We start from the raw sequence: 19,503 nt of genomic DNA, 5'->3' as shown, positions 1-19,503 counted from the left end.
TATTTGACAATTGTTCAAATTGAAAAAGGAAAGCGAACACGTGATATCGAATGTAATGAAATAAGGAAAGAGGGGATGGTAACATGGCAAACAAAGTGGAACATCGTCTGAGTGAAAAACAGATGGAAGCATTAACAGACCTGCCACTTGTGTTTTTAATTACGCATGATCAGTCAAAAAGCTGGCCGATTACACATGCCATCAGTTGGGTGTATGCCAAAGATGAAGCGACGATTCGCTTTGCGATTGAAGCCGATTCGCTGATTGTCAAAACGTTAACGGATCATCCCGTCTTTACACTCATTTTCTTTGCCGATCAATCCACCTACAGTCTAACCTGTACGGGTGTAACGGCATGGGAAACGACAGCACCTTTACCATTGAAGGTTGCACTATATGAAGGGCAAATCAAAGAGGTACGCGATATTTTATTTTACGGGGCAGCTGTTTCAGATCGACCGCGTGTGCATAAGACGTATGACGAGGCAGCGGCAATGCGGCTTGACCAACAAATCCAGACCATCTTAAAAGGATAACATTCATCAAAACTCGACTCTAAAGGAGCGAACGATGGAATGAAGAAAATATATGTGCTCGATACCAATGTCATGTTACATGATCCCTTGTCGCTGTTTCAATTCCAAGAACACGATGTCGTCATCCCGGCGATTGTTTTGGAGGAACTCGACGGAAAAAAACGAAATATGGATGAAGTGGGACGAAATGCACGTGAGACAGCACGAATTCTTGATCAACTCCGTGAAACGGGGCATTTGCATGCGGGCGTTCCGCTTGGGAATGGTGGGATTCTTCGCGTCGATATTGGCGATACAATCAGTGATGCTTCACCCTTTACCCATGATTCCAATGATAATAAGATTTTGGAGCTCGCCTGGTCCATTCATCGGGAGCAAAAAGAACAACAAAGTGGACGTGATGTCATCCTAGTCTCAAAAGATATCTTAGTCCGTGTCAAAGCGGATGCGTATGGGCTGGTGGCAGAAGACTATCTCACCGATCATATTGCGGACTTGACGGGACTTTACACCGGTTTTGTTGAGCTGGTCGTCGATCAGGAGTACATCGATGCATTTTATCAGGATAAACGCCTGTCGGTCGATGTCCTGCCGGAAAAAGTTCACCCGAATCAATTCGTCATTTTAAAAAGTAACATATCCAAAGCCTCTGCGATCGCCGTCGTCGACCAAGAGATGCCGGTCATTCGCGCCTTGTCGCTTGACGTCGATCAAGTGTGGGGCGTCATTCCGCGGAACGTGCAACAACGGATGGCGTTTGAGTTGTTGCTGCGGGATGACGTGCCGCTTGTGACCCTCGTCGGGAAGGCGGGAACCGGAAAAACGTTGCTTGCACTTGCTGCCGGTTTGTTACAAGTCGAAGATGAACATCGTTATAAAAAGTTGGTCGTTGCGCGGCCTGTCGTTCCGATGGGGAATGATATCGGGTATCTACCGGGTGAGATGGAAGAAAAACTTCGCCCATGGATGCAACCGATCTACGATAACTTGGAGCATCTGTTTAATACGAGTTCAGGTGACGAGTTAGGAAACATCCTTGCCGGCATGAAGTCGATTCAACTCGAAGCGTTGACGTATATCCGGGGTCGGAGCATGCCGGGACAATTCATCATCATCGACGAAGCGCAAAATTTGACGAAACACGAAGTGAAGACGATTTTGACACGCGTCGGTGAAAATTCGAAAATCGTACTTGTGGGAGATCCCCAACAGATTGATCATCCGTATCTCGATGAGTACTCGAATGGACTTTCCTACGCCGTTGAACGACTTAAAGATGAAAAAATGACGGGGCATGTCAAGCTCGTCAAAGGGGAACGGTCGAGTCTGGCGCGACTTGCAGCAGACCTTCTCTAGTCGGAAGAAACAAAACCGCTCTGGTTCCCTCTTCGTTTTCAGAAGGAAGCAGAGCGGTTTTTTGTTTTACAAGACGGTAATCCGTTCGATGGAACGAATCACGTGATTTTGATACAACAGATGGACGGGACCATCCGTCAACACTTTCCCGTCTTTTGAAAATTGTAGGTACAATTCTGGTAAAGTGCTTAAAGCGAGTTCAATCGTCTCGGCCCCTTCAAAACGAAGTGACGTCGCTCCGTCGAGTACTTCAGCATTCTGGATGAATGGGGCTAACGGCATCGCAAACGTACCACGTAAGGCGGCGTCTTTTTCTTCACGCGTCATCGGTTTATTGTGATCGGTCCGACTGCCTTCGGTAATTCCTTTATCCCAAGCAGCCCCCATCTTGGCATAATACGCTTCTTGTGCGTTATCGTCGATTGTTTTCCCAATCTGATTGACCTCAATCTTCCGTTCATCAAAGATCCAGACGGTTGGATCGATTGTGAGTGGATACCGTACGTTACCTGTTATCGGAAAAATCATCATTATTCCCCCTAAATGTATGAGTCGTGCAAATCCATTATACCGAAACGTTGAATTGTTGGCGAAAGTAAGGTAAAGTTTATCTATAACAGGAACGCGTCATTTGATGAGGAGGGATTGGATTGTCAACTGAAATCGGGACAGTTCATCGCCAGCGCGCTCTTGAGCTACTAGAAGCGGATGCCCATAAAATCCGCCGGTTGATCGAGGTCCAGCTTGCGAATTTAACGATGCCACAATGTCCTCTTTATGAGGAAGTATTGGATACACAAATGTTCGGATTGTCGCGTCAAATTGATTTTGCCGTTCGTCTCGAACTGATTGATGCGAGTGAAGGAAAACAGTTACTCGACTCATTAGAACAGCAATTATCTGATTTACATGATGCGGAGACGTGCTGATTTTCTACTCAAACGTGAAATGCGGCGTTTGGGTATTTTTTTTTAGAACTAGAAAAAGGACGTGTACATAATGCAATCGAAGTTTAAAGAAAGACGTGCGTTTTTTGACTATCGCTTGTTTTTTACGATGCTGATCCTCATGGCAATCAGTACGGTGATGGTCTACAGTGCTAGCGTATGGAATGGCGGCGACTACGCCAATACTTCATTTTTTGAAAAACAGTTGATGTTTGATGTCATGGCGATTGCACTTTTTTTGTTTGCAGCACATGTCAATCATGAAGTCTTTCGGGGTCCGATTTTTCGTTTGATGCTCTATCTCGTGACGTGGTCCTTACTCATGGCAACATTGTTTGCCACTCCGTTAAACGGTGCACGTGCGTGGTTGAATTTCGGGATTTTTCTAATCCAGCCGATTGAACTGTGTAAGTTTGTGCTGGTCATTGGACTAGCCAATTACTTTGATCAAAAACATAAAGGACAAATGAATGGAGTAGTGGGGATCGTCCATCATTTCATTCATCGACAAATGGCGCCTTCTTCATCGATAAAACGGATTTTACTCAGCTTTGCGGACTGGATCTTAATCCCGATGCTCGTGTTGCTAGCGCCCTATGCCATCATCATCCGGATGCAACCGGATGACGGGGGTCTGTTCATCCTGCTACTGATTACAGTGATGATCTGGTTTGCTGTTGGTTTACCAATCGGTTACCTGGCGTTAGCAGCTGTGGGTGGTCCGTTAGTTGGTTTATATGCTTGGAGTAATTTCTCGGCGAATCAGATGGAACGGATTCAAGCCATTTTTAATCCATTCCTTGATGCCGAGGGAAAAGGATACCAACTGATCAATTCGGTCATCTCGATTGCCCACGGTGGCTTCTTCGGAGTCGGATTAGGGAACAGCTTTCAAAAGTACGGCTATCTCCCAGAACCGGAGACCGACTACATCATGTCGATCATTTCAGAAGAAATGGGATTTGTTGGTGTGTTTGTTGTGCTTGGTTTATTGTTCTTTTTAATGTTCCAGGGAGTACGGATCGCCTATCAATCAGCATCGATTTATTCCAGCATGGTCGCTTTCGGGATTTCATCGATTATTTTCATTCAGACCTGTATCAACATCGGAGCAATGTCCGGTCTGTTTCCGGGAACCGGTGTCACGCTTCCATTCATTAGTTATGGCGGTTCGTCGCTACTTGTCATGAGTACGATGCTTGGTGTCGTAGCAAATATTTCGATGCAAAACAAGCACCGGATAGCGTATCATAAAGAAGTACAGGAAGCACGTAAGATGAGTGCTACGAGTTCGTTACCTAAAGGGGGAGCATCAGTTGACTAAAATCAAAAAGATTCTTGTCGCAAACCGCGGAGAAATCGCGATTCGGGTATTCCGTGCGGCAACCGAACTTGGGATTCGGACAGTCGCTATTTATTCACGAGAAGATATGGGATCGCTTCACCGATACAAAGCCGATGAGGCCTATCGAATTGGCGAAGGGAAAAAGCCGATTGAAGCCTATCTCGACATCGAAGGAATCATCGCCACTGCAAAAGAAGCAGCATGTGATGCGATTCATCCGGGTTATGGTTTTTTATCAGAAAATATTGAACTCGCAACACGTTGTCGCGAAGAGGGAATCATCTTCATTGGTCCTCGGGAAGAGCATCTCTATAGTTTTGGAGACAAGGTACGCGCACGCACGACGGCAATCGAGGCCGGTCTACCTGTCATACCCGGTACGGACGGCCCCATCACATCGATCGATGAAGCCTATGCCTTTGCGCAACAAGTTGGATATCCATTGATGGTCAAAGCGTCTCTTGGTGGTGGTGGACGAGGGATGCGTGTCGTCCGGACGGAAGAAGAACTACCAGAAATGATTGAACGCGCGAAATCAGAAGCCTTAAAAGCATTTGGCTCAGATGAGATTTATGTCGAAAAATTAATTGAACGTCCAAAACATATCGAAGTTCAGATCATCGGAGATGCCCACGGGAACATCGTCCACCTGTTCGAACGGGATTGTTCGGTTCAACGCCGTCACCAAAAAGTCGTTGAGGTCGCACCATGTGTTACGTTATCAGATGCAGGAAGAAAGAAGATTTGTGATGCTGCCGTCACACTGATGAAACATGTCGGATACGAAAATGCGGGAACGGTCGAATTTTTGGTCACGCAAGACGAATCGTTCTATTTTATCGAAGTCAACCCACGTGTGCAGGTCGAGCATACGATTACAGAAATGATTACCGGGATTGATATCGTTCAGACACAAATTCGAGTAGCAGAAGGCGAATCACTACATAGTGAATTAGTTGGCATTCCTGCTCAAGAAGATATTCAAATGCTTGGTTTTGCGATTCAAAGCCGGATTACATCGGAAGATCCGGAAAATGGATTTTTGCCGGATACAGGTAAAATTAAAGCCTACCGCTCACCGGGCGGTTTCGGTGTCCGACTAGATGGCGGAAATGCCTATGTCGGAGCGGAAATTTCACCTTATTATGACTCATTGCTCGTTAAGATCTCGACACACGGCTTAACGTACGATCAAGCCGTTGCGAAGATGAGCCGTAACTTAAGTGAATTCCGAATTCGCGGCATTAAAACAAATATTCCATTTTTAAGTAACGTCTTGAAGCACCATGCGTTTGTCAGCGGGGACTACAACACGTCCTTTATCGACGATACGAAGGAATTGTTCATCTTCCCGAAACGCCATGACCGCGGAACCAAGCTGTTGACGTATATCGGAGAAGTCTCCGTTAACGGATTCCCTGGAATCGGGAAGATTGAAAAGCCACTTGCCCGGGATGTCCGGATTCCAAAAGATTTGCCGGATGGTTATCAAGCAGGTGCAAAAGCGATTCTAGACGCGGAAGGACCGGCTGGTGTCATCCAGTGGTTGAAGACGCAAGAACACGTCTTGTTGACGGACACGACGTTCCGAGATGCCCATCAATCGTTACTCGCGACGCGGATGCGGACAAAAGACTTGGTCGCAATCGCCGAAGCAGAAGCCAAACTCTTACCGGAACTCTTTTCGGTCGAGGCATGGGGCGGGGCAACGTTTGATGTTGCGTACCGTTTCCTCTCGGAAGATCCGTGGGTTCGTTTGATGAAGTTACGCGAGAAGATGCCAAATGTCTTGATTCAGATGTTGTTACGTGGTGCCAACGCGGTCGGTTACAAAAATTATCCGGACAATGTCATTCATGCATTCGTTAAAGAAGCGGCACAAGCTGGTGTCGATGTCTTCCGGATCTTTGATAGTCTCAACAATCCGGAATCGATTCAGCTCGCGATTGATGCGGTATTGCCAACTGGAAAAATTGCGGAAGCAGCCGTCTGTTATACAGGTGACTTGTTTGATGCCAACCGTCCGAAATATCATTTGCCTTACTATGTCAAACTGGCGAAACAACTAGAAGCAAGTGGTGCGCACATCATCGCAATCAAGGATATGGCAGGTTTGCTGAAACCGGAAGCGGCATATGCGTTAGTATCCGCATTAAAAGACGCCGTTGACTTACCAATTCACCTCCATACACATGATGCGAGTGGAAACGGAATCTACACATATGCCCGTGCTGTTGATGCCGGTGTTGATATCGTCGATGTTGCTGCTTCAAGTATGGCGGGACTCACGAGTCAGCCGGCAGGAGGAAGCTTGATCCATGCCTTGAGTGGTCATAAACGCCAACCACTGGTCTCCGTTCAGAAATTTGAACAGATTTCTGACTACTGGCAGGATGTCAGACACTTGTACCAATCATTTGAACTCGATATGTTAGCGCCAAACCCGACTGTCTACGATCATGAAATGCCGGGTGGCCAGTACTCGAACTTACAACAACAGGCGAAAGCAGTCGGCTTAGCAGATCGTTGGTCAGAAGTAAAAACGATGTATGCGCGTGTCAACATGCTGTTTGGTGATATCGTCAAAGTCACCCCTTCCTCAAAAGTGGTCGGAGACATGGCCTTGTTCATGGTTCAACACCACCTGACGGAAGAGGACGTGCTGGAACGCGCCAGTAACTTAGATTTCCCTGATTCTGTCGTCGAATTGATGAAGGGTGAACTTGGAACACCACCGGACGGGTTCCCAAAACACGTTCAAGCCGCTATCTTAAAAGGGGTCGAACCGTTGACGGAGCGCCCGGGTAAGATGATGGAGCCGCTGAACTTCGATGCCATCAAACATGAACTGTTTGAAAAACTAGAGCGTCCAGTGACGGAGTTTGATGCACTTGCCTATGCGCTGTATCCAAAAGTTTTCCTGGATTACAGTTCGTACGTCGAACGGTATGGCGATATTTCGGTGCTCGATACAAGTACGTTCTTCCATGGTATGCGTTTAGGTGAAACGATTGAAGTGGAGATCGAGCGAGGAAAAACGCTTTATCTCAAACTGATTCAAGCCGGTCAACCCAATGATCATGGTGTCCGCATCATCTATTTCGAGATGAACGGTGTCCCACGCGAAGTGGAAGTGAAAGATATTAGCGTCAAAGAAAGTTCGTCAAGTCGTCCCAAAGCGGATCGAGCGAACCCGAAACAAATCGGTGCTTCGATGCCGGGTAGCGTCTTGAAAGTGCTTGTTGAACCAGGAACACGTGTCCGTAAAGGGGAACAATTACTTGTCACGGAAGCGATGAAAATGGAAACGACGATTCAAGCACCAGAAGACGGTGAAATCAAGGCCGTTCATGTCAAAGAAGGCGAAGCGATTGCGAGTCAGGATTTATTGATCGAATTCATCTGACACGTAGAGTGGACCATCATTAAATAGTCATGACGAGAAACAGGCGAAACGCATGGCGGATTGCCTGTTTTTCGTTCATTATCATGTTGGGGAGGGACGAATGTGAATATCATCTGTTGGATTCGGAGTGATTTTCGAATCGAGGATAACCATATGTTGGCGCAAGCCGCGCAATATCTTGAAGACAATCCGCAGGCAAACGTCGAGTTCGTGTTTTGGATAAATCCGGATTATATCGGAGAGTATGATGCCCGGCAACAGTATTTTTTTCAAGCACTCGAACAGTTTGCGAAGACATGTAAATCACATCGGATGCCGATTCGGTTTATCGAAGGAGACGAAAATGACTTCTTAGAAGCGACCGCGATGGCGGACCTTCTCTTGTTCAATGCAGAATACGTAGAACCGTTCAAGACACGAGATGATAACATCATAAAAAAACGAGGAGGCAAAAAAACGGAACGCTTACTTGATCGTCATCTGCTTCACCCCCATGCCGTCAAGAAAAATGACGGCTCCTATTATAAAGTATTCACCCCCTATAAAAATGCATTCCTTAAAAAAGAGTTGCCGGTCCCCTATTCGGTCAATCTAACATGTTTGCAAGAACGTTATCAGACACGCCGGCAAAATAATACGTTCATGGTGGAATATTTCAAACAAGCTGGGTCGGACGTAGCGTTTAAACCGGGCGAAGAGCAGGCGAAGAAACGGCTTGATCAGTTCCTTCAAACAAGTCTGGCATCGTATGAAGAGCAACGTGATGTTCCGTCAATCGATGGTACGAGTTTAATGTCACGTTATTTGCGGACAGGGGAAATCGGTATCCGGACGATTTTTGAGGCGGTTAGTCAGAAGGAAGACTCGAAGGGGAAACAAACTTATATCACGGAGCTGATTTGGCGGGAATTTTATTATACGATTCTGTTGCATTATCCAGAAGCCAAACGTTTGCCGGTCAATGAACAGTATACGAACATCGAGTGGGAAGAGGACGAAAAAGGATTTCAAGCTTGGTGTGAAGGGAAAACCGGGTATCCAATCGTTGATGCTGCAATGCGGCAACTGAACACGACAGGGTGGATGCATAACCGACTCCGTATGATCGTCGCCTCATTTTTGACGAAGGATTTGCTGATTGATTGGCAAAAAGGAGAACGTTACTTTCAGCAAAAGTTAGTCGATTATGAAGCAGCATCGAATATTGGCGGGTGGCAGTGGGCAGCGTCGGTCGGAACGGATGCCGTTCCATACTTCCGCGTCTTTAATCCGACGACCCAATCGAAGAAATTTGATAAGGACGGAACGTTTGTTCGTCAATACGTACCGGAAATCAAAGAATTATCAAACAAGTACATTCATGAACCGACGGACCAACAGCGACAAGATCATGCGTACCCCATGCCGATCGTGGATCATGACATGGCACGAAAACGAGCGATTACCCGCTTTAAATAAAAAAGCATTCCGAGTGATGTCGGAATGCTTTTTAGCGGGTTGAATATCCGGTCAGTGTAACCGGGAATTTGCTTTTCGGGTCCGAAAAGCATGATACGCAAGATACGAGATGACCCCGAAGTAACACGTGATCAAGAAGGCGTGTAACAACGGGACATATGTCGCATGCCCGCCTAAGACGATCCAGGCGCCAGTAGCGACCTGGCAAGAAATGAAGAACGTCGCAAACAACATGCCAGTGCGGGTCGTCCGGTGTTTGAGACGAATCGCCATGTAATGGACGAACAACGTATAGAAGAACAGCAGTCCGGCTAAAATACGGTGAATCATCTGCACCCATGCTTCAAACGTCATCGAGGGTTGCGAACAGATGGGCCAGCCGACACAGGCGTATGTCGCTCCGACGTGGCGCACGAATGCGCCGGTATAGACGACGATCAACGTATAAATCAGGAGACCATAAAGCAGTTTACGCAAGAATGCTGGGACCGATTCCCTGAATTCTCGACCCGGACGCTCCATGATCAGTATCGTTAAGATAAGTAAGGAAGCAAAGGATATCAAAGAAATTCCGAAATGCAACGCCATGACGAGATCCGACTGTTGCCAGACGACTGCTCCTGCCCCTACGATGGATTGAATCAACATGAAAATAAAGGCGAGGAAAGCAAAAATCTTTATATCGAGACGCTCTTTGAATGCAACGAGTGTCCAAAGACATAATGCAATGATCAGTAATCCAACAACACCTGTCACGGCCCGATGACTATACTCGATCATTGTTTCTACACTCGGGTTGGTCGGAATCAGTTCGCCGTGACAAAGCGGCCAGTCCGTTCCGCATCCATTCCCTGAATCTGTTTTCGTGACTGTTCCGCCCATGAGTAAAACGATCATCATCGTGAATGTGACAAATGCTGAAAAAATCGAAAGTTTTCGATTCAAGACGCAGACACCACCTTTCTGGAAAAATACAAGATACTTGAAATACCTAGCAATAGTATCGCATAAAAAATATCGAAACGCTTGCAATCTTTTAGAACAACGCTATTCTAATATTAGGTAAATATGGTGAACTGTGAGGTAAATCACATAGATTTCACATTTTGTTCATTATGTCGAAAGTATTTTCATACGTCATGCCCGTGAATATGTGGTATCTTTTATAGAGAAAAGGGCGTTTCGTGGCGTGTCTGTGTTATTTCTGTGAAGAAAATACGTGAATCATACGTGCAGAAAGAACAGAGGCGGTTAGAAGGAGGAAACAACATGGCGAAAGTAAACGGGGAGACCCTTGATATCATGATCGAACAAACCGATCAGCCGACATTCAAGGACTACGTCACCCTAGCAAAGATGGGGATCGTCCGGGCGAATCTCATCACAGTCTTCGCAGGTTATGTCATAGCAGCATCTTATTTAACGGATGATGTTCTACTGTACCTGTGGCAGACGAAGTTGACCTTATTGTGGACACTTCTCGGAAGTGGACTGGTCATTGCCGGTAGTTGTTATCTCAACAACTACATTGATCGCGATATCGATTACAAGATGGAGCGGACGATGGGAAGACCGAGCGTGACCGGTAAGATGGATGGGCAACGTATATTGGCATTAGGACTGGGCATACTGGCTACCGGTACCGTTCTTTTGCTCATCGTTAACCATGTCGCGGCAGTCTTCGGACTGATTGGATCCTTTGTCTATGTCGTCATCTACACGATGTGGTTAAAACGGACCCATACGATCAATACGGTCGTAGGTGGTATTTCAGGAGCAGTGCCACCGATCATTGGATTTGCGGCAGTCACTCCGACACTTCACATCGATGCATGGATTTTATTTCTCATCATGTTTGTCTGGCAACCGCCTCATTTCCTTGCACTCGCCATGAGACGGACGGAAGAATACCGGGCTGCCGGCATTCCGATGTTACCTGTCGTCAATGGTTTTGCAATCACGAAACGGCAAATTGTATGGTGGATTGCAGTCTTGCTTCCATCATCACTCCTCTTGGCACATTACGGCATCATTTATGTGCTTGTCATGGCAGTGCTCGGTGGATACTGGCTCTATATGGGACTGCAAGGTCTCAAGATCAAAGAAGAACAAGCTGAGATTAAATGGGCTTCGAAGATGTTTTTCTTCTCGCTCTTTTACTTCACGGCTTGGATCGTGACGGTCGTACTCGTTTCTCTCTAAAACGATTTGACATATTCACGTACACCATTACGTAAGAAAAAATTGGGGAAAAGAAAGTGGGGATGGTTGTGAAAAAATCAGGAAAAATGCTCTTCCGGCTTCTTCCGATCGGTTTGATGGCATTATTGTTATCAGGTTGTGGAATTCCGGAATTGTCCGCACTACAACCTCGCGGGGAAGGTGCACAAATGCAACTTGAGATCATTAAGCTTAGCTTATGGGTCATGTTGTTTGTCCTTGCGATCGTAGCGGTCATCTATATTTACGTACTTATGAAATTCCGTCGTAAAGCTGGAGACAACACTGTTCCGAAACAGGTGGAAGGAAATCATACACTTGAAATCATCTGGACGGTCATTCCGATTCTTTTGTTAGTCGTGCTTGCTGTACCGACAATCAAAACGACGGTTGAATTAGCAGATGCAAAAGAAGCGAAAAAGAATGAAATCATCAACGTTACTGCAAACCTCTACTGGTGGGAGTTCGAATATCCAGACAAAGGTGTTTCGACTGGACAAGAGCTTGTCATTCCCGTTGGAAAACGTGTTGCTGTCAACTTGACATCAAAAGACGTCATCCACTCATTCTGGGTGCCTGCACTTTCAGGTAAAACAGATACAAACCCAGGTCTTGAAAACGAGATGTGGTTACAAGCACAAGAAGCCGGTACCTACTACGGGAAATGTGCGGAACTTTGTGGACCGTCACACGCATTGATGGACTTTAAAGTCATCGCGCTTGAGCAGGATGACTACGACGCATGGCTCAAAGACATGAAGTCGGCAAAAGAAGCAGAAACAAAACAACTTGATGCGAAAAACGAAAAAAACTGGACGACAGGCGAGCAAGTGTACGCACAAAATTGTCTCAGCTGTCACGGTGGCGGGAAAGTCGCGCCAAGCTTAACAAACTTTGGTGATCGTCAACGTATCGCAGGATACCTCGACCACGACAAAGAAAATCTCGAAAAATGGATTCGCGATCCACAAAAAGAAAAACAAGGGACAAAAATGCCTGGTTTCTCTGAAGAACAGATTAGCGATGAAGACTTAAGCGAACTTGCAGACTATCTATTGGACAAGAAGCTCCAATAATATTTAAGGGGGAATCATAGTGGGGACACATACTATGGGTATGCCGAAGAAAAAAAGCGGCATCATGGACTGGCTAACGACAGTCGACCATAAAAAAATTGGGATTCTCTACATCATGTCCGGATTGTTTTTCCTTCTGGTTGGTGGCGTAGAAGCCTTAATGATTCGTTTTCAGCTGATTAAACCGATGAACGATTTCGTCAGCGGTGAGTTATTTAACCAGTTGATCACGATGCACGGTACGACGATGATCTTCCTGGCAGCGATGCCGATGTTGATCGGATACATGAACGCAGCTGTACCATTACAAATCGGGGCGCGCGACGTCGCCTTCCCGTTCTTGAATGCACTTGGTTTTTGGTTGTTCTTCTTCGGGGGAGTATTACTGAACCTATCTTGGTTCTTCGGCGCAGCACCAAACGCAGGATGGACTGCGTATGCGCCACTTTCAACGGTTCCAGAATCACTTGGTGTTGACTTCTACGCACTTGGGTTACAGATTTCTGGTTTCGGTACACTCATGGGGGGGATCAACTTCCTCGTCACGATTTTAAACATGCGTGCACCAGGTATGAAACTGATGCGGATGCCGTTGTTCACTTGGACAGCATTCGTTGCTTCTGCCTTGATCGTTTTCGCATTCCCACCACTTACGGTCGGTCTGTTCTTGCTGACGTTTGAACGTTTGTTCGGAGCACATTTCTTCGATCCGGCAGCGGGTGGTAATATCGTCATCTGGGAACACCTTTTCTGGATTTTCGGTCACCCGGAAGTATATATCTTGATCTTACCGGCATTTGGTATCTTCTCAGAAATCATTCCTACCTTTGCCCGTAAACGTCTCTTCGGTTACACGACGATGGTCTTTGCGACAATGTTGATCGGGTTCTTAGGATTCATGGTTTGGGTTCACCATATGTTTACTGTTGGACTTGGTCCTGTTGCAAACGCGATCTTCGCAGTTGCGACAATGGCAATCGCTGTTCCGACCGGGGTTAAGATCTTTAACTGGCTCTTTACGCTGTGGGGCGGGAAATTGACGTTCCCTGTTGCGATGCTGTATTCGGTTGCCTTCATTCCATCGTTCCTCGTGGGTGGTATGACAGGGGTCATGCTTTCAGTTGCTCCTGCCGATTATCAGTACCACGACAGTTACTTCGTCGTTGCCCACTTCCACTATGTTATCGTTGGTGGGGTTGTCTTCGGTCTCTTCGCCGGTCTCTACTACTGGTTCCCACTCATGTTCGGGAAACAGCTGAACGAGTTCTGGGGTAAGATTCAATTCTGGTTGTTCTTCATCGGCTTCCACTTGACGTTCTTCCCGCAACACATTCTTGGTCTGACTGGGATGCCACGTCGTGTCTTCACGTACTTGCCAAACCAAGGCTGGGAAACGATGAACTTGCTGTCATCAATCGGGGCAGGATTCATGGGTGTCTCGACAATCGTATTAGTCGTTTCGATTGTAGCAGCACTGATGTCAAAAGAATATGTCAAACGCGACGTATGGGGAGATGGACGGACACTTGAGTGGACGCTTCCGGTACCGACGCCAGAATATAACTTTGCTCAAACACCACTCGTTAAAGGGTTAGATACGTACTGGCTCGAAAAAATGGCGGGAAACAAAACCGTTTCTGTTTCGGAAGAAGTCGGTGATATTCATATGCCGAACAACACGATTCTGCCGTTCGTCATGTCTGTTGGTCTGTTCCTTGCAGGTCTTGGATTCATTCTTCGCCTGGACTACGGAACAGTTGGTCTCGTCGTTGCCTTGATCGGTCTCGCTACGACACTCGTTGCGATGTTCCTCCGGTCATGGATTGATGATGAAGGATACTACATCCCGAAATCAGTCATCGAAGAAGATCTACGCCTTGAAGCTGAAAAGGAGGCGAAGTAAGATGGGACATCATTCAGTTCCAAATAACCCGATTACGGGTATTCCGGATCATGTTGAAAAAGCAACACTTGAGGGTAAGAATAAATATGTAGCCTTCTGGTTCTTCCTTGGAGGAGAAACGACATTGTTCGCTTCTCTCTTCGGAACGTACATCGGGTTGCATAACTCGGGTGCCAAAGAAGGATTACGCAGTTATGATATTTTTGAAATGGGTCTTGTCTTCATCATGACAATGCTCCTCCTCACAAGTTCACTGACAAGTGTCCTTGCGATGATGGCGATGAAACGTAATGATGTGAAAAAGATGAAGATGTGGTTGATCATCACACTTGCTCTTGGCTTAGCGTTCTTAGCAGGTGAGATTTATGAGTTTAATCATTACTACCACATCGGTCATACATTTACGTCGAGTGCATTTGGATCGGCCTTCTACACGTTGGTCGGTTTCCACGGAGCGCACGTTCTGTTTGGTCTCCTTTGGATCACGACGTTGCTCGTCCGTAACTGGAACCGCGGCATCACAGTTGTCAATGCACCGAAATTTTATGTTTCAAGTCTTTACTGGCACTTCATTGACGTCGTCTGGGTCTTTATCTTCTCAGTCGTCTACCTCATGGGGATGGTGAAATAAGATGGAAAAACACGAACCGCAACTGACACGTAATCAGATCGAACTCGAGATGAAAGCAGATCGCAGCCGCGAGATGCAACTTCAATTGACAAGTTTTGCTTTGATGATTTTCCTCACACTGATCGCCTTTGGTGCGGTCATGGCAGAGCTCATGCCTCACTGGGCAGCCGGTGGATTCCTGATCATCATGGCAATCGTACAAGTGTACCTCCAACTTTATATGTTCATGCACATGAACAATAAAGGGAACACATGGATTAAAGTCATGATGGCACTTGGGATCTTCGTCGCCTTGACGATTGTCGCGACACTCCGTCTTTTAATCTGGTAATAAATTGTGACCATTCTGCTAACGTTTAGCAGGATGGTCTTTTATTTTAGAATCGTTTTATGAGAAACCTTTACAATGAAATAGGGGAACGGTAATCTTAATCTGTAGGAAAAAGGAACGGGGTGAGAAACATGTTAGGCAACTTAAGGGGATCTTTATCACAATTTGACTGGACGGTTTTATGGAGTCCGTATTATGCGTTACTTTTGATTGGAATATATGTGTTTTATGCGGTCGTGACCGAAAAAATCCGCCGGCCGGATGAAGCGGAAACGACACTCGGGCAAAAATTTTCAATGCTTGCTGCCTTGTTTGTTTACTATATCGGTTTTGGGAGTCCGCTTGATGTAATGGCGCACATCACTTTTTCGGCCCATATGCTACAGATGGTATTCGTCTACATGGTGGCACCGCCATTATTGATGCTTGCCATTCCAGGATGGGTCTTCAAACGGTTATTTGCGTTACCTTATATCGGTCGCACACTACGCTTCTTCATTTTGCCGTTGATTGCACTGATTTTATTTAATTCCTTGTTTACGTTTTACCATATGCCGTTCATCTTTGATTATGTGTTGACGAACTATACCGTTCACCGGGTTTTCCATGGAACGTTGATTTTCCTCAGCATGACGATGTGGTATCCGATTATCGCACCGGTCAACGAAGAAGACAGCTTATCGGATTTAAAGAAGATGGTGTATATCGTCGCGAACGGTGTGTTATTGACACCGGCATGTGCGTTCATGATCTTTAGCCAAAGTTTCCAGTATGACGCCTACCAAGATCCGGCAACTTTTGCGAAAGTCCTTGCCTACTGTATGCCGAATAATGATGTGAGTGGTCTGAACATGGAACGCTTGTTTGGAACGACCAACGACCTGCTAGAAGATCAACGATTTGGTGGTGTCTTGATGAAACTTGGACAAGAGTTGGTGTATGGTCTGTTCTTCGGACTCACATTCTTTACATGGGTGAGACGTTCTAAAAGTACTGCTGTCGATGAAGGCATGTCCTTCTCGCCAAAAGCGGATTAAATTGGAGGAAGTTGAAACATGAGTTATTTGCCGTTGATTTGTGTCACATTAATTGTCATCAGTGCGATTTTTGTAGCGATTGGGTGGTTCTTGATTGCCCAGACACGTCGGAACATGAAAGCACACCAATTCGTGATGACGATTGCTGCTGCACTAGCTTTGTTATTTTTCATCATGTATGCGTTACGGACGATCCTTCTAGGCAATACAGCCTTTGGTGGACCGGACACGATTAAACCGTATTACACAGGATTTTTAATTTTCCATATCCTCCTCGCGACATCGGGTGGAGTACTTGGATTAATGGCTCTCTTTTTTGCATATAAGAAAAACTTTACGAAACACCGTAAGATTGGTCCAAAAGCGTCCGTGATTTGGTTTTTGACGGCGATTACGGGTGTGATCGTCTATTGTCTGCTGTATGTCGTATATGAACCAGGGGAGACGACGAACGTGTTCCGGGCGATTTGGAATCATTAAGGGGGTAACGACTTGAAAAAAAACAGTTATTTAACTGTGGCAGCAGTCGTCTTGATTTTGATTGCTGCGGCGGGCGGGTATTATTATTTTTTCATGAAAGAGAAGCTACCTGTCATTGCTGAACCGACTCCATTTGAACTGACGAATGCCGTCGATGGAAAACAATTTAATTCCGAAGATGGAAAAGTAAAGGTCTTGACGTTTTTTTATTCCAACTGTCCGGATATTTGTCCGCTGACACTGAATGACTACCGAAAATTAGAAAAACAGTTACGAGCAGAAGAACTGTATGGAACGGATGTCGAACTCGTTGCTGTGACAGTGGATCCCAAAGTGGATACACCAAAAGTCTTGAAGAAGTATGCGTCTAATTTTGAGGCGAACGAAGAAGGATGGAAAGTCTTGACAGGAGATGATGTCGTCATCGATCGTCTGACACGTCAATTGAACTTCTACTATTCAAAAGCAGAGAGTGGTTTAGTGACGCACGGAACACAAATGTTCATTCTCGATCGGGACAATAAAGTACGTGCCATTTCATCCATGGCAAAGACTCCAGATGAACCGGTCGACTTAGAGGAAGTTATGACATCGGTCAAACAACTTGCGAAGGAGTGAATACCTTGAGCGAACGTTATGGAGTACAAGGCGAAGTGACTGTTTCGGTCCAAGCGATTGAAGAGTTATTACTATGTACCGTCATTGATTTCGGGGCAACCGTCATTCGGATTAAACGTTTATCTGGAGATGCGATTGCTTTTAGTATGAAAGTCCATGTCGAGGAGAAACAACTCGCTGCATTGTACCAACACTTGCGTGAACAGGTAAACCTGCAGTTAGGTGAAGAGGTATTGGATTATTTACAGTTGATTGCAAAATGATAGAAGTGATGACGTTTCCGGAACATCGGGAACGTCTTTTTTTGTAAAAGGATTAAAAAAAGAACCAAAGTCACATGACGTGAACTTTGGTTCGTTAACCTTATTTTTCGAGTGTTTCAAGTAATGCAGTGAGACGGCGCTCGCAGTCTTTGACGATTTCAGGCGGGAATTCCTCATCGTACTCGACGCCATGCGGGTAATAATGTTTTCCAAGCAATGGTGTCAGCATCCGAACGACAGCTTGACGGTCTTCGAGTTCACCTTGAATGGCATAGACTGGAACACGGAGATAGAATACTTCTCCTGTTGATTGTTTTTCGTACTTCATATCGTACATCGCACGTTCATAATCCCATTGTCCTTCACGAACAAAACGATGATGATCCATGATTGTTTCAAGTAACCCGAATTTAATTTCCTTGCCTTCGATTCCGAACTGTTCAAACTTCATGTGTGAATCCCCCTATACCCCAGTTTGCTAGTGTACACTAGTCTTTCCAAGCTATCATACCATAATGAATCCATCGATAAAGAAAAAAATGTGAAGTCGATTTGAAGAATTCATGAACTTCCGTATTTTCGTTCGACATACTCCAAAATCGTATCTGGCGCATGGATCCCGAGATGGTTCAGACCTTCGCCACCAAACAAGACATTGAATTCTAACACATAGATCTGACCATCCCGGAAAATCAGATCAAATCCGGCATGATCGATATCCAGTTGTTGAGCGAGCGTGAGGACAAAATCAAGCGCCTCTTGCGGAACGTTCTCAAAGTCAAGCGTTCCCCCTTGGGCGACATTGTTTAAAAATTGTCCGCCTCCGATCCGCCAGTACGCAGCAAGAATCGTATCACCTACGACGACGACACGCAGGTCTTTTTCGTTTGGGATATACTCTTGCACATAAAATGTTTCGTGTTGTGCGACATATTTTTCCCAGTCTTGTTCATTTTTAATGAGATGGACACCTTGTCCCATGGAACTCCGAACGGTTTTAGCGACGAACGGGAACGCGAACTCATCAAGGACACGGGTGATCGTAAACTCATTTTTCCCGTAAATCTCCGTCCGTGGGATATGTTCCGGAATGACCGTCTTGAAAATCCGTGTCATTTCAATCTTATCGTGACCGAGATGGAATGTGGCAGCGGAAGGAAAAATCGGTTTTTTCATTCCATAAATGATCGAGTTCACTTGCCAATATTCGGGAAACAAAATCACATCGGCTTGTGCGATTTTAGCGAGTGAATCAAAGTGATAATCTGACTTCGCATGTTCAGTCCGAATCCCAATCGTCCGAAACATGTTAAACGATAAAAATTGCATACAATTCATTCCTTCCTTCTGAACAAATTATACACAATTCAGCGTCCTAGGAGCGAGACAAATGTTATGATATGATGGTTAAGTTAAGGAGGAGATTCGTTGTGATTTATTCAGATAAAACAATCGACCTCATCAACGCAGCGGAAGACCTTGCACACTCTCTCTCGCAAAGCGAAACAGGTCAAGCATATAGATTAGCAAAACAGGCACGAGCCACCTCAAGACAGGCACAGGACGTCATCCGTGACTTCAACCGGATCAAGGAAGAATACGAATTGGTCCAACGGTTCGGTCGGTATCATCCGGACTACCAAACGATTACGAAAAAGGTACACGAAATCAAGCGGGCGCTTGATCTGCAAGAAGAAGTCGCCCAGTTCAAGAAAGCCGAAAAACAACTCGAAACGCTACTCGGACAAGTCAGTTTGGTCCTTGCCGGACAAGTATCACCTCAAATCAAGGTACCGACAGGCAATCCGTTTTTCGACCAAGGATGTGCCGGAGGATGTTCGACTGGCGGAAGTTGCAGCTGTAGCGGGTAAGAGCTGAAAAAGGGAGGAACGGTGT

Annotated in this window: 20 protein-coding genes; 16 read left to right on the top strand and 4 right to left on the bottom strand. The window is 45.8% G+C overall.

From position 1 onward, the window contains the following. Nucleotides 1–83 precede the first annotated feature (83 nt). Nucleotides 84–536 (top strand): PNPOx family protein, encoded by a 453-nt coding sequence (locus tag P404_RS0102615; protein WP_014970801.1) that lies wholly within the window; start codon nt 84–86, stop codon nt 534–536. A 39-nt stretch (nt 537–575) separates the two neighbouring features. Beyond that, nucleotides 576–1,892 (top strand): PhoH family protein, encoded by a 1,317-nt coding sequence (locus tag P404_RS0102610; RefSeq protein WP_014970800.1) that lies wholly within the window; start codon nt 576–578, stop codon nt 1,890–1,892. 66 nt (nt 1,893–1,958) lie between these two features. On the opposite strand, the gene P404_RS0102605 is transcribed toward P404_RS0102610, so the two are convergent. Next, complete coding sequence (locus P404_RS0102605; protein ID WP_014970799.1) at nt 1,959–2,420, bottom strand: hypothetical protein; 462 nt, start codon at nt 2,418–2,420, stop codon at nt 1,959–1,961. Nucleotides 2,421–2,542: 122 nt separating this feature from the next. On the opposite strand from P404_RS0102605, the gene P404_RS0102600 reads away from it, so the two are divergent. From P404_RS0102600 to P404_RS0102585, 4 genes are all read left to right on the top strand, one after another. Further along, nucleotides 2,543–2,821, top strand: coding sequence for an Fpa/YlaN family protein (locus tag P404_RS0102600; protein WP_014970798.1), 279 nt, complete (start codon nt 2,543–2,545; stop codon nt 2,819–2,821). Nucleotides 2,822–2,891: 70 nt separating this feature from the next. Further along, a complete protein-coding gene (locus tag P404_RS0102595) occupies nt 2,892–4,163 on the top strand; it encodes an FtsW/RodA/SpoVE family cell cycle protein (protein WP_014970797.1) in 1,272 nt (423 codons plus the stop codon). Beyond that, nucleotides 4,156–7,590 (top strand): pyruvate carboxylase, encoded by a 3,435-nt coding sequence (locus P404_RS0102590; RefSeq protein WP_026829911.1) that lies wholly within the window; start codon nt 4,156–4,158, stop codon nt 7,588–7,590. The genes P404_RS0102595 and P404_RS0102590 overlap by 8 nt, the downstream gene beginning before the upstream one ends. Nucleotides 7,591–7,692: 102 nt before the next feature. Further along, nucleotides 7,693–9,048, top strand: coding sequence for a cryptochrome/photolyase family protein (locus P404_RS0102585; RefSeq protein ID WP_026829910.1), 1,356 nt, complete (start codon nt 7,693–7,695; stop codon nt 9,046–9,048). Between the two features lie 51 nt (nt 9,049–9,099). Here P404_RS0102585 and P404_RS0102580 read toward each other — a convergent pair whose 3' ends face one another. Then, complete coding sequence (locus P404_RS0102580; protein WP_026829909.1) at nt 9,100–9,993, bottom strand: COX15/CtaA family protein; 894 nt, start codon at nt 9,991–9,993, stop codon at nt 9,100–9,102. Between the two features lie 324 nt (nt 9,994–10,317). On the opposite strand from P404_RS0102580, the gene cyoE reads away from it, so the two are divergent. The 9 genes from cyoE to P404_RS0102535 all read left to right on the top strand — a co-directional run bounded on the left by cyoE (nt 10,318) and on the right by P404_RS0102535 (nt 17,607). Further along, nucleotides 10,318–11,250 (top strand): heme o synthase, encoded by a 933-nt coding sequence (cyoE, locus tag P404_RS0102575; protein ID WP_014970793.1) that lies wholly within the window; start codon nt 10,318–10,320, stop codon nt 11,248–11,250. Between the two features lie 62 nt (nt 11,251–11,312). Continuing rightward, the gene (coxB, locus tag P404_RS0102570; RefSeq protein WP_051004088.1) at nt 11,313–12,344 is read left to right on the top strand and encodes a cytochrome c oxidase subunit II; all 1,032 of its coding nucleotides are present in this window, start codon (nt 11,313–11,315) and stop codon (nt 12,342–12,344) included. A gap of 34 nt (nt 12,345–12,378) precedes the next feature. After that, nucleotides 12,379–14,247 (top strand): cytochrome c oxidase subunit I, encoded by a 1,869-nt coding sequence (ctaD, locus tag P404_RS0102565; RefSeq protein WP_026829907.1) that lies wholly within the window; start codon nt 12,379–12,381, stop codon nt 14,245–14,247. Between the two features lies 1 nt (nt 14,248). Beyond that, nucleotides 14,249–14,878: a cytochrome (ubi)quinol oxidase subunit III gene (locus P404_RS0102560; protein WP_014970790.1), complete on the top strand. Its 630-nt coding sequence runs from the start codon at nt 14,249–14,251 to the stop codon at nt 14,876–14,878. Between the two features lies 1 nt (nt 14,879). Further along, on the top strand, nt 14,880–15,209 hold the full coding sequence (locus tag P404_RS0102555; RefSeq protein WP_026829905.1) for a cytochrome C oxidase subunit IV family protein: 330 nt from the start codon (nt 14,880–14,882) through the stop codon (nt 15,207–15,209). A 131-nt stretch (nt 15,210–15,340) separates the two neighbouring features. Continuing rightward, nucleotides 15,341–16,246, top strand: a complete 906-nt coding sequence (ctaG, locus tag P404_RS0102550) for a cytochrome c oxidase assembly factor CtaG (RefSeq protein WP_034773976.1) — start codon at nt 15,341–15,343, stop codon at nt 16,244–16,246. Nucleotides 16,247–16,264: 18 nt separating this feature from the next. Then, a complete protein-coding gene (locus P404_RS0102545) occupies nt 16,265–16,726 on the top strand; it encodes a DUF420 domain-containing protein (RefSeq protein ID WP_014970787.1) in 462 nt (153 codons plus the stop codon). 12 nt (nt 16,727–16,738) lie between these two features. Next, nucleotides 16,739–17,344, top strand: a complete 606-nt coding sequence (locus P404_RS0102540) for an SCO family protein (protein WP_014970786.1) — start codon at nt 16,739–16,741, stop codon at nt 17,342–17,344. Between the two features lie 5 nt (nt 17,345–17,349). Further along, the gene (locus tag P404_RS0102535) at nt 17,350–17,607 is read left to right on the top strand and encodes a hypothetical protein (RefSeq protein ID WP_026829903.1); all 258 of its coding nucleotides are present in this window, start codon (nt 17,350–17,352) and stop codon (nt 17,605–17,607) included. 100 nt (nt 17,608–17,707) lie between these two features. Here the strand turns inward: P404_RS0102535 and P404_RS0102530 are convergent, their stop codons facing one another. Then, on the bottom strand, nt 17,708–18,058 hold the full coding sequence (locus P404_RS0102530; protein WP_014970784.1) for a YugN family protein: 351 nt from the start codon (nt 18,056–18,058) through the stop codon (nt 17,708–17,710). Nucleotides 18,059–18,168: 110 nt separating this feature from the next. Next, entirely contained in the window at nt 18,169–18,945 is a 777-nt protein-coding gene (locus P404_RS0102525) for an ATP-grasp domain-containing protein (protein WP_014970783.1), read from the bottom strand. Nucleotides 18,946–19,037: 92 nt separating this feature from the next. Here P404_RS0102525 and P404_RS0102520 point away from each other — a divergent pair, with 92 nt between their 5' ends. Continuing rightward, on the top strand, nt 19,038–19,478 hold the full coding sequence (locus tag P404_RS0102520; RefSeq protein ID WP_014970782.1) for a YlbF/YmcA family competence regulator: 441 nt from the start codon (nt 19,038–19,040) through the stop codon (nt 19,476–19,478). Nucleotides 19,479–19,503 lie beyond the last annotated feature (25 nt).

Origin of the sequence: Exiguobacterium antarcticum DSM 14480 (assembly GCF_000685865.1) — a bacterium.
GTDB lineage: Bacteria > Bacillota > Bacilli > Exiguobacteriales > Exiguobacteriaceae > Exiguobacterium_A > Exiguobacterium_A antarcticum.
This window is presented reverse-complemented; position numbering and strand designations above follow the sequence as displayed.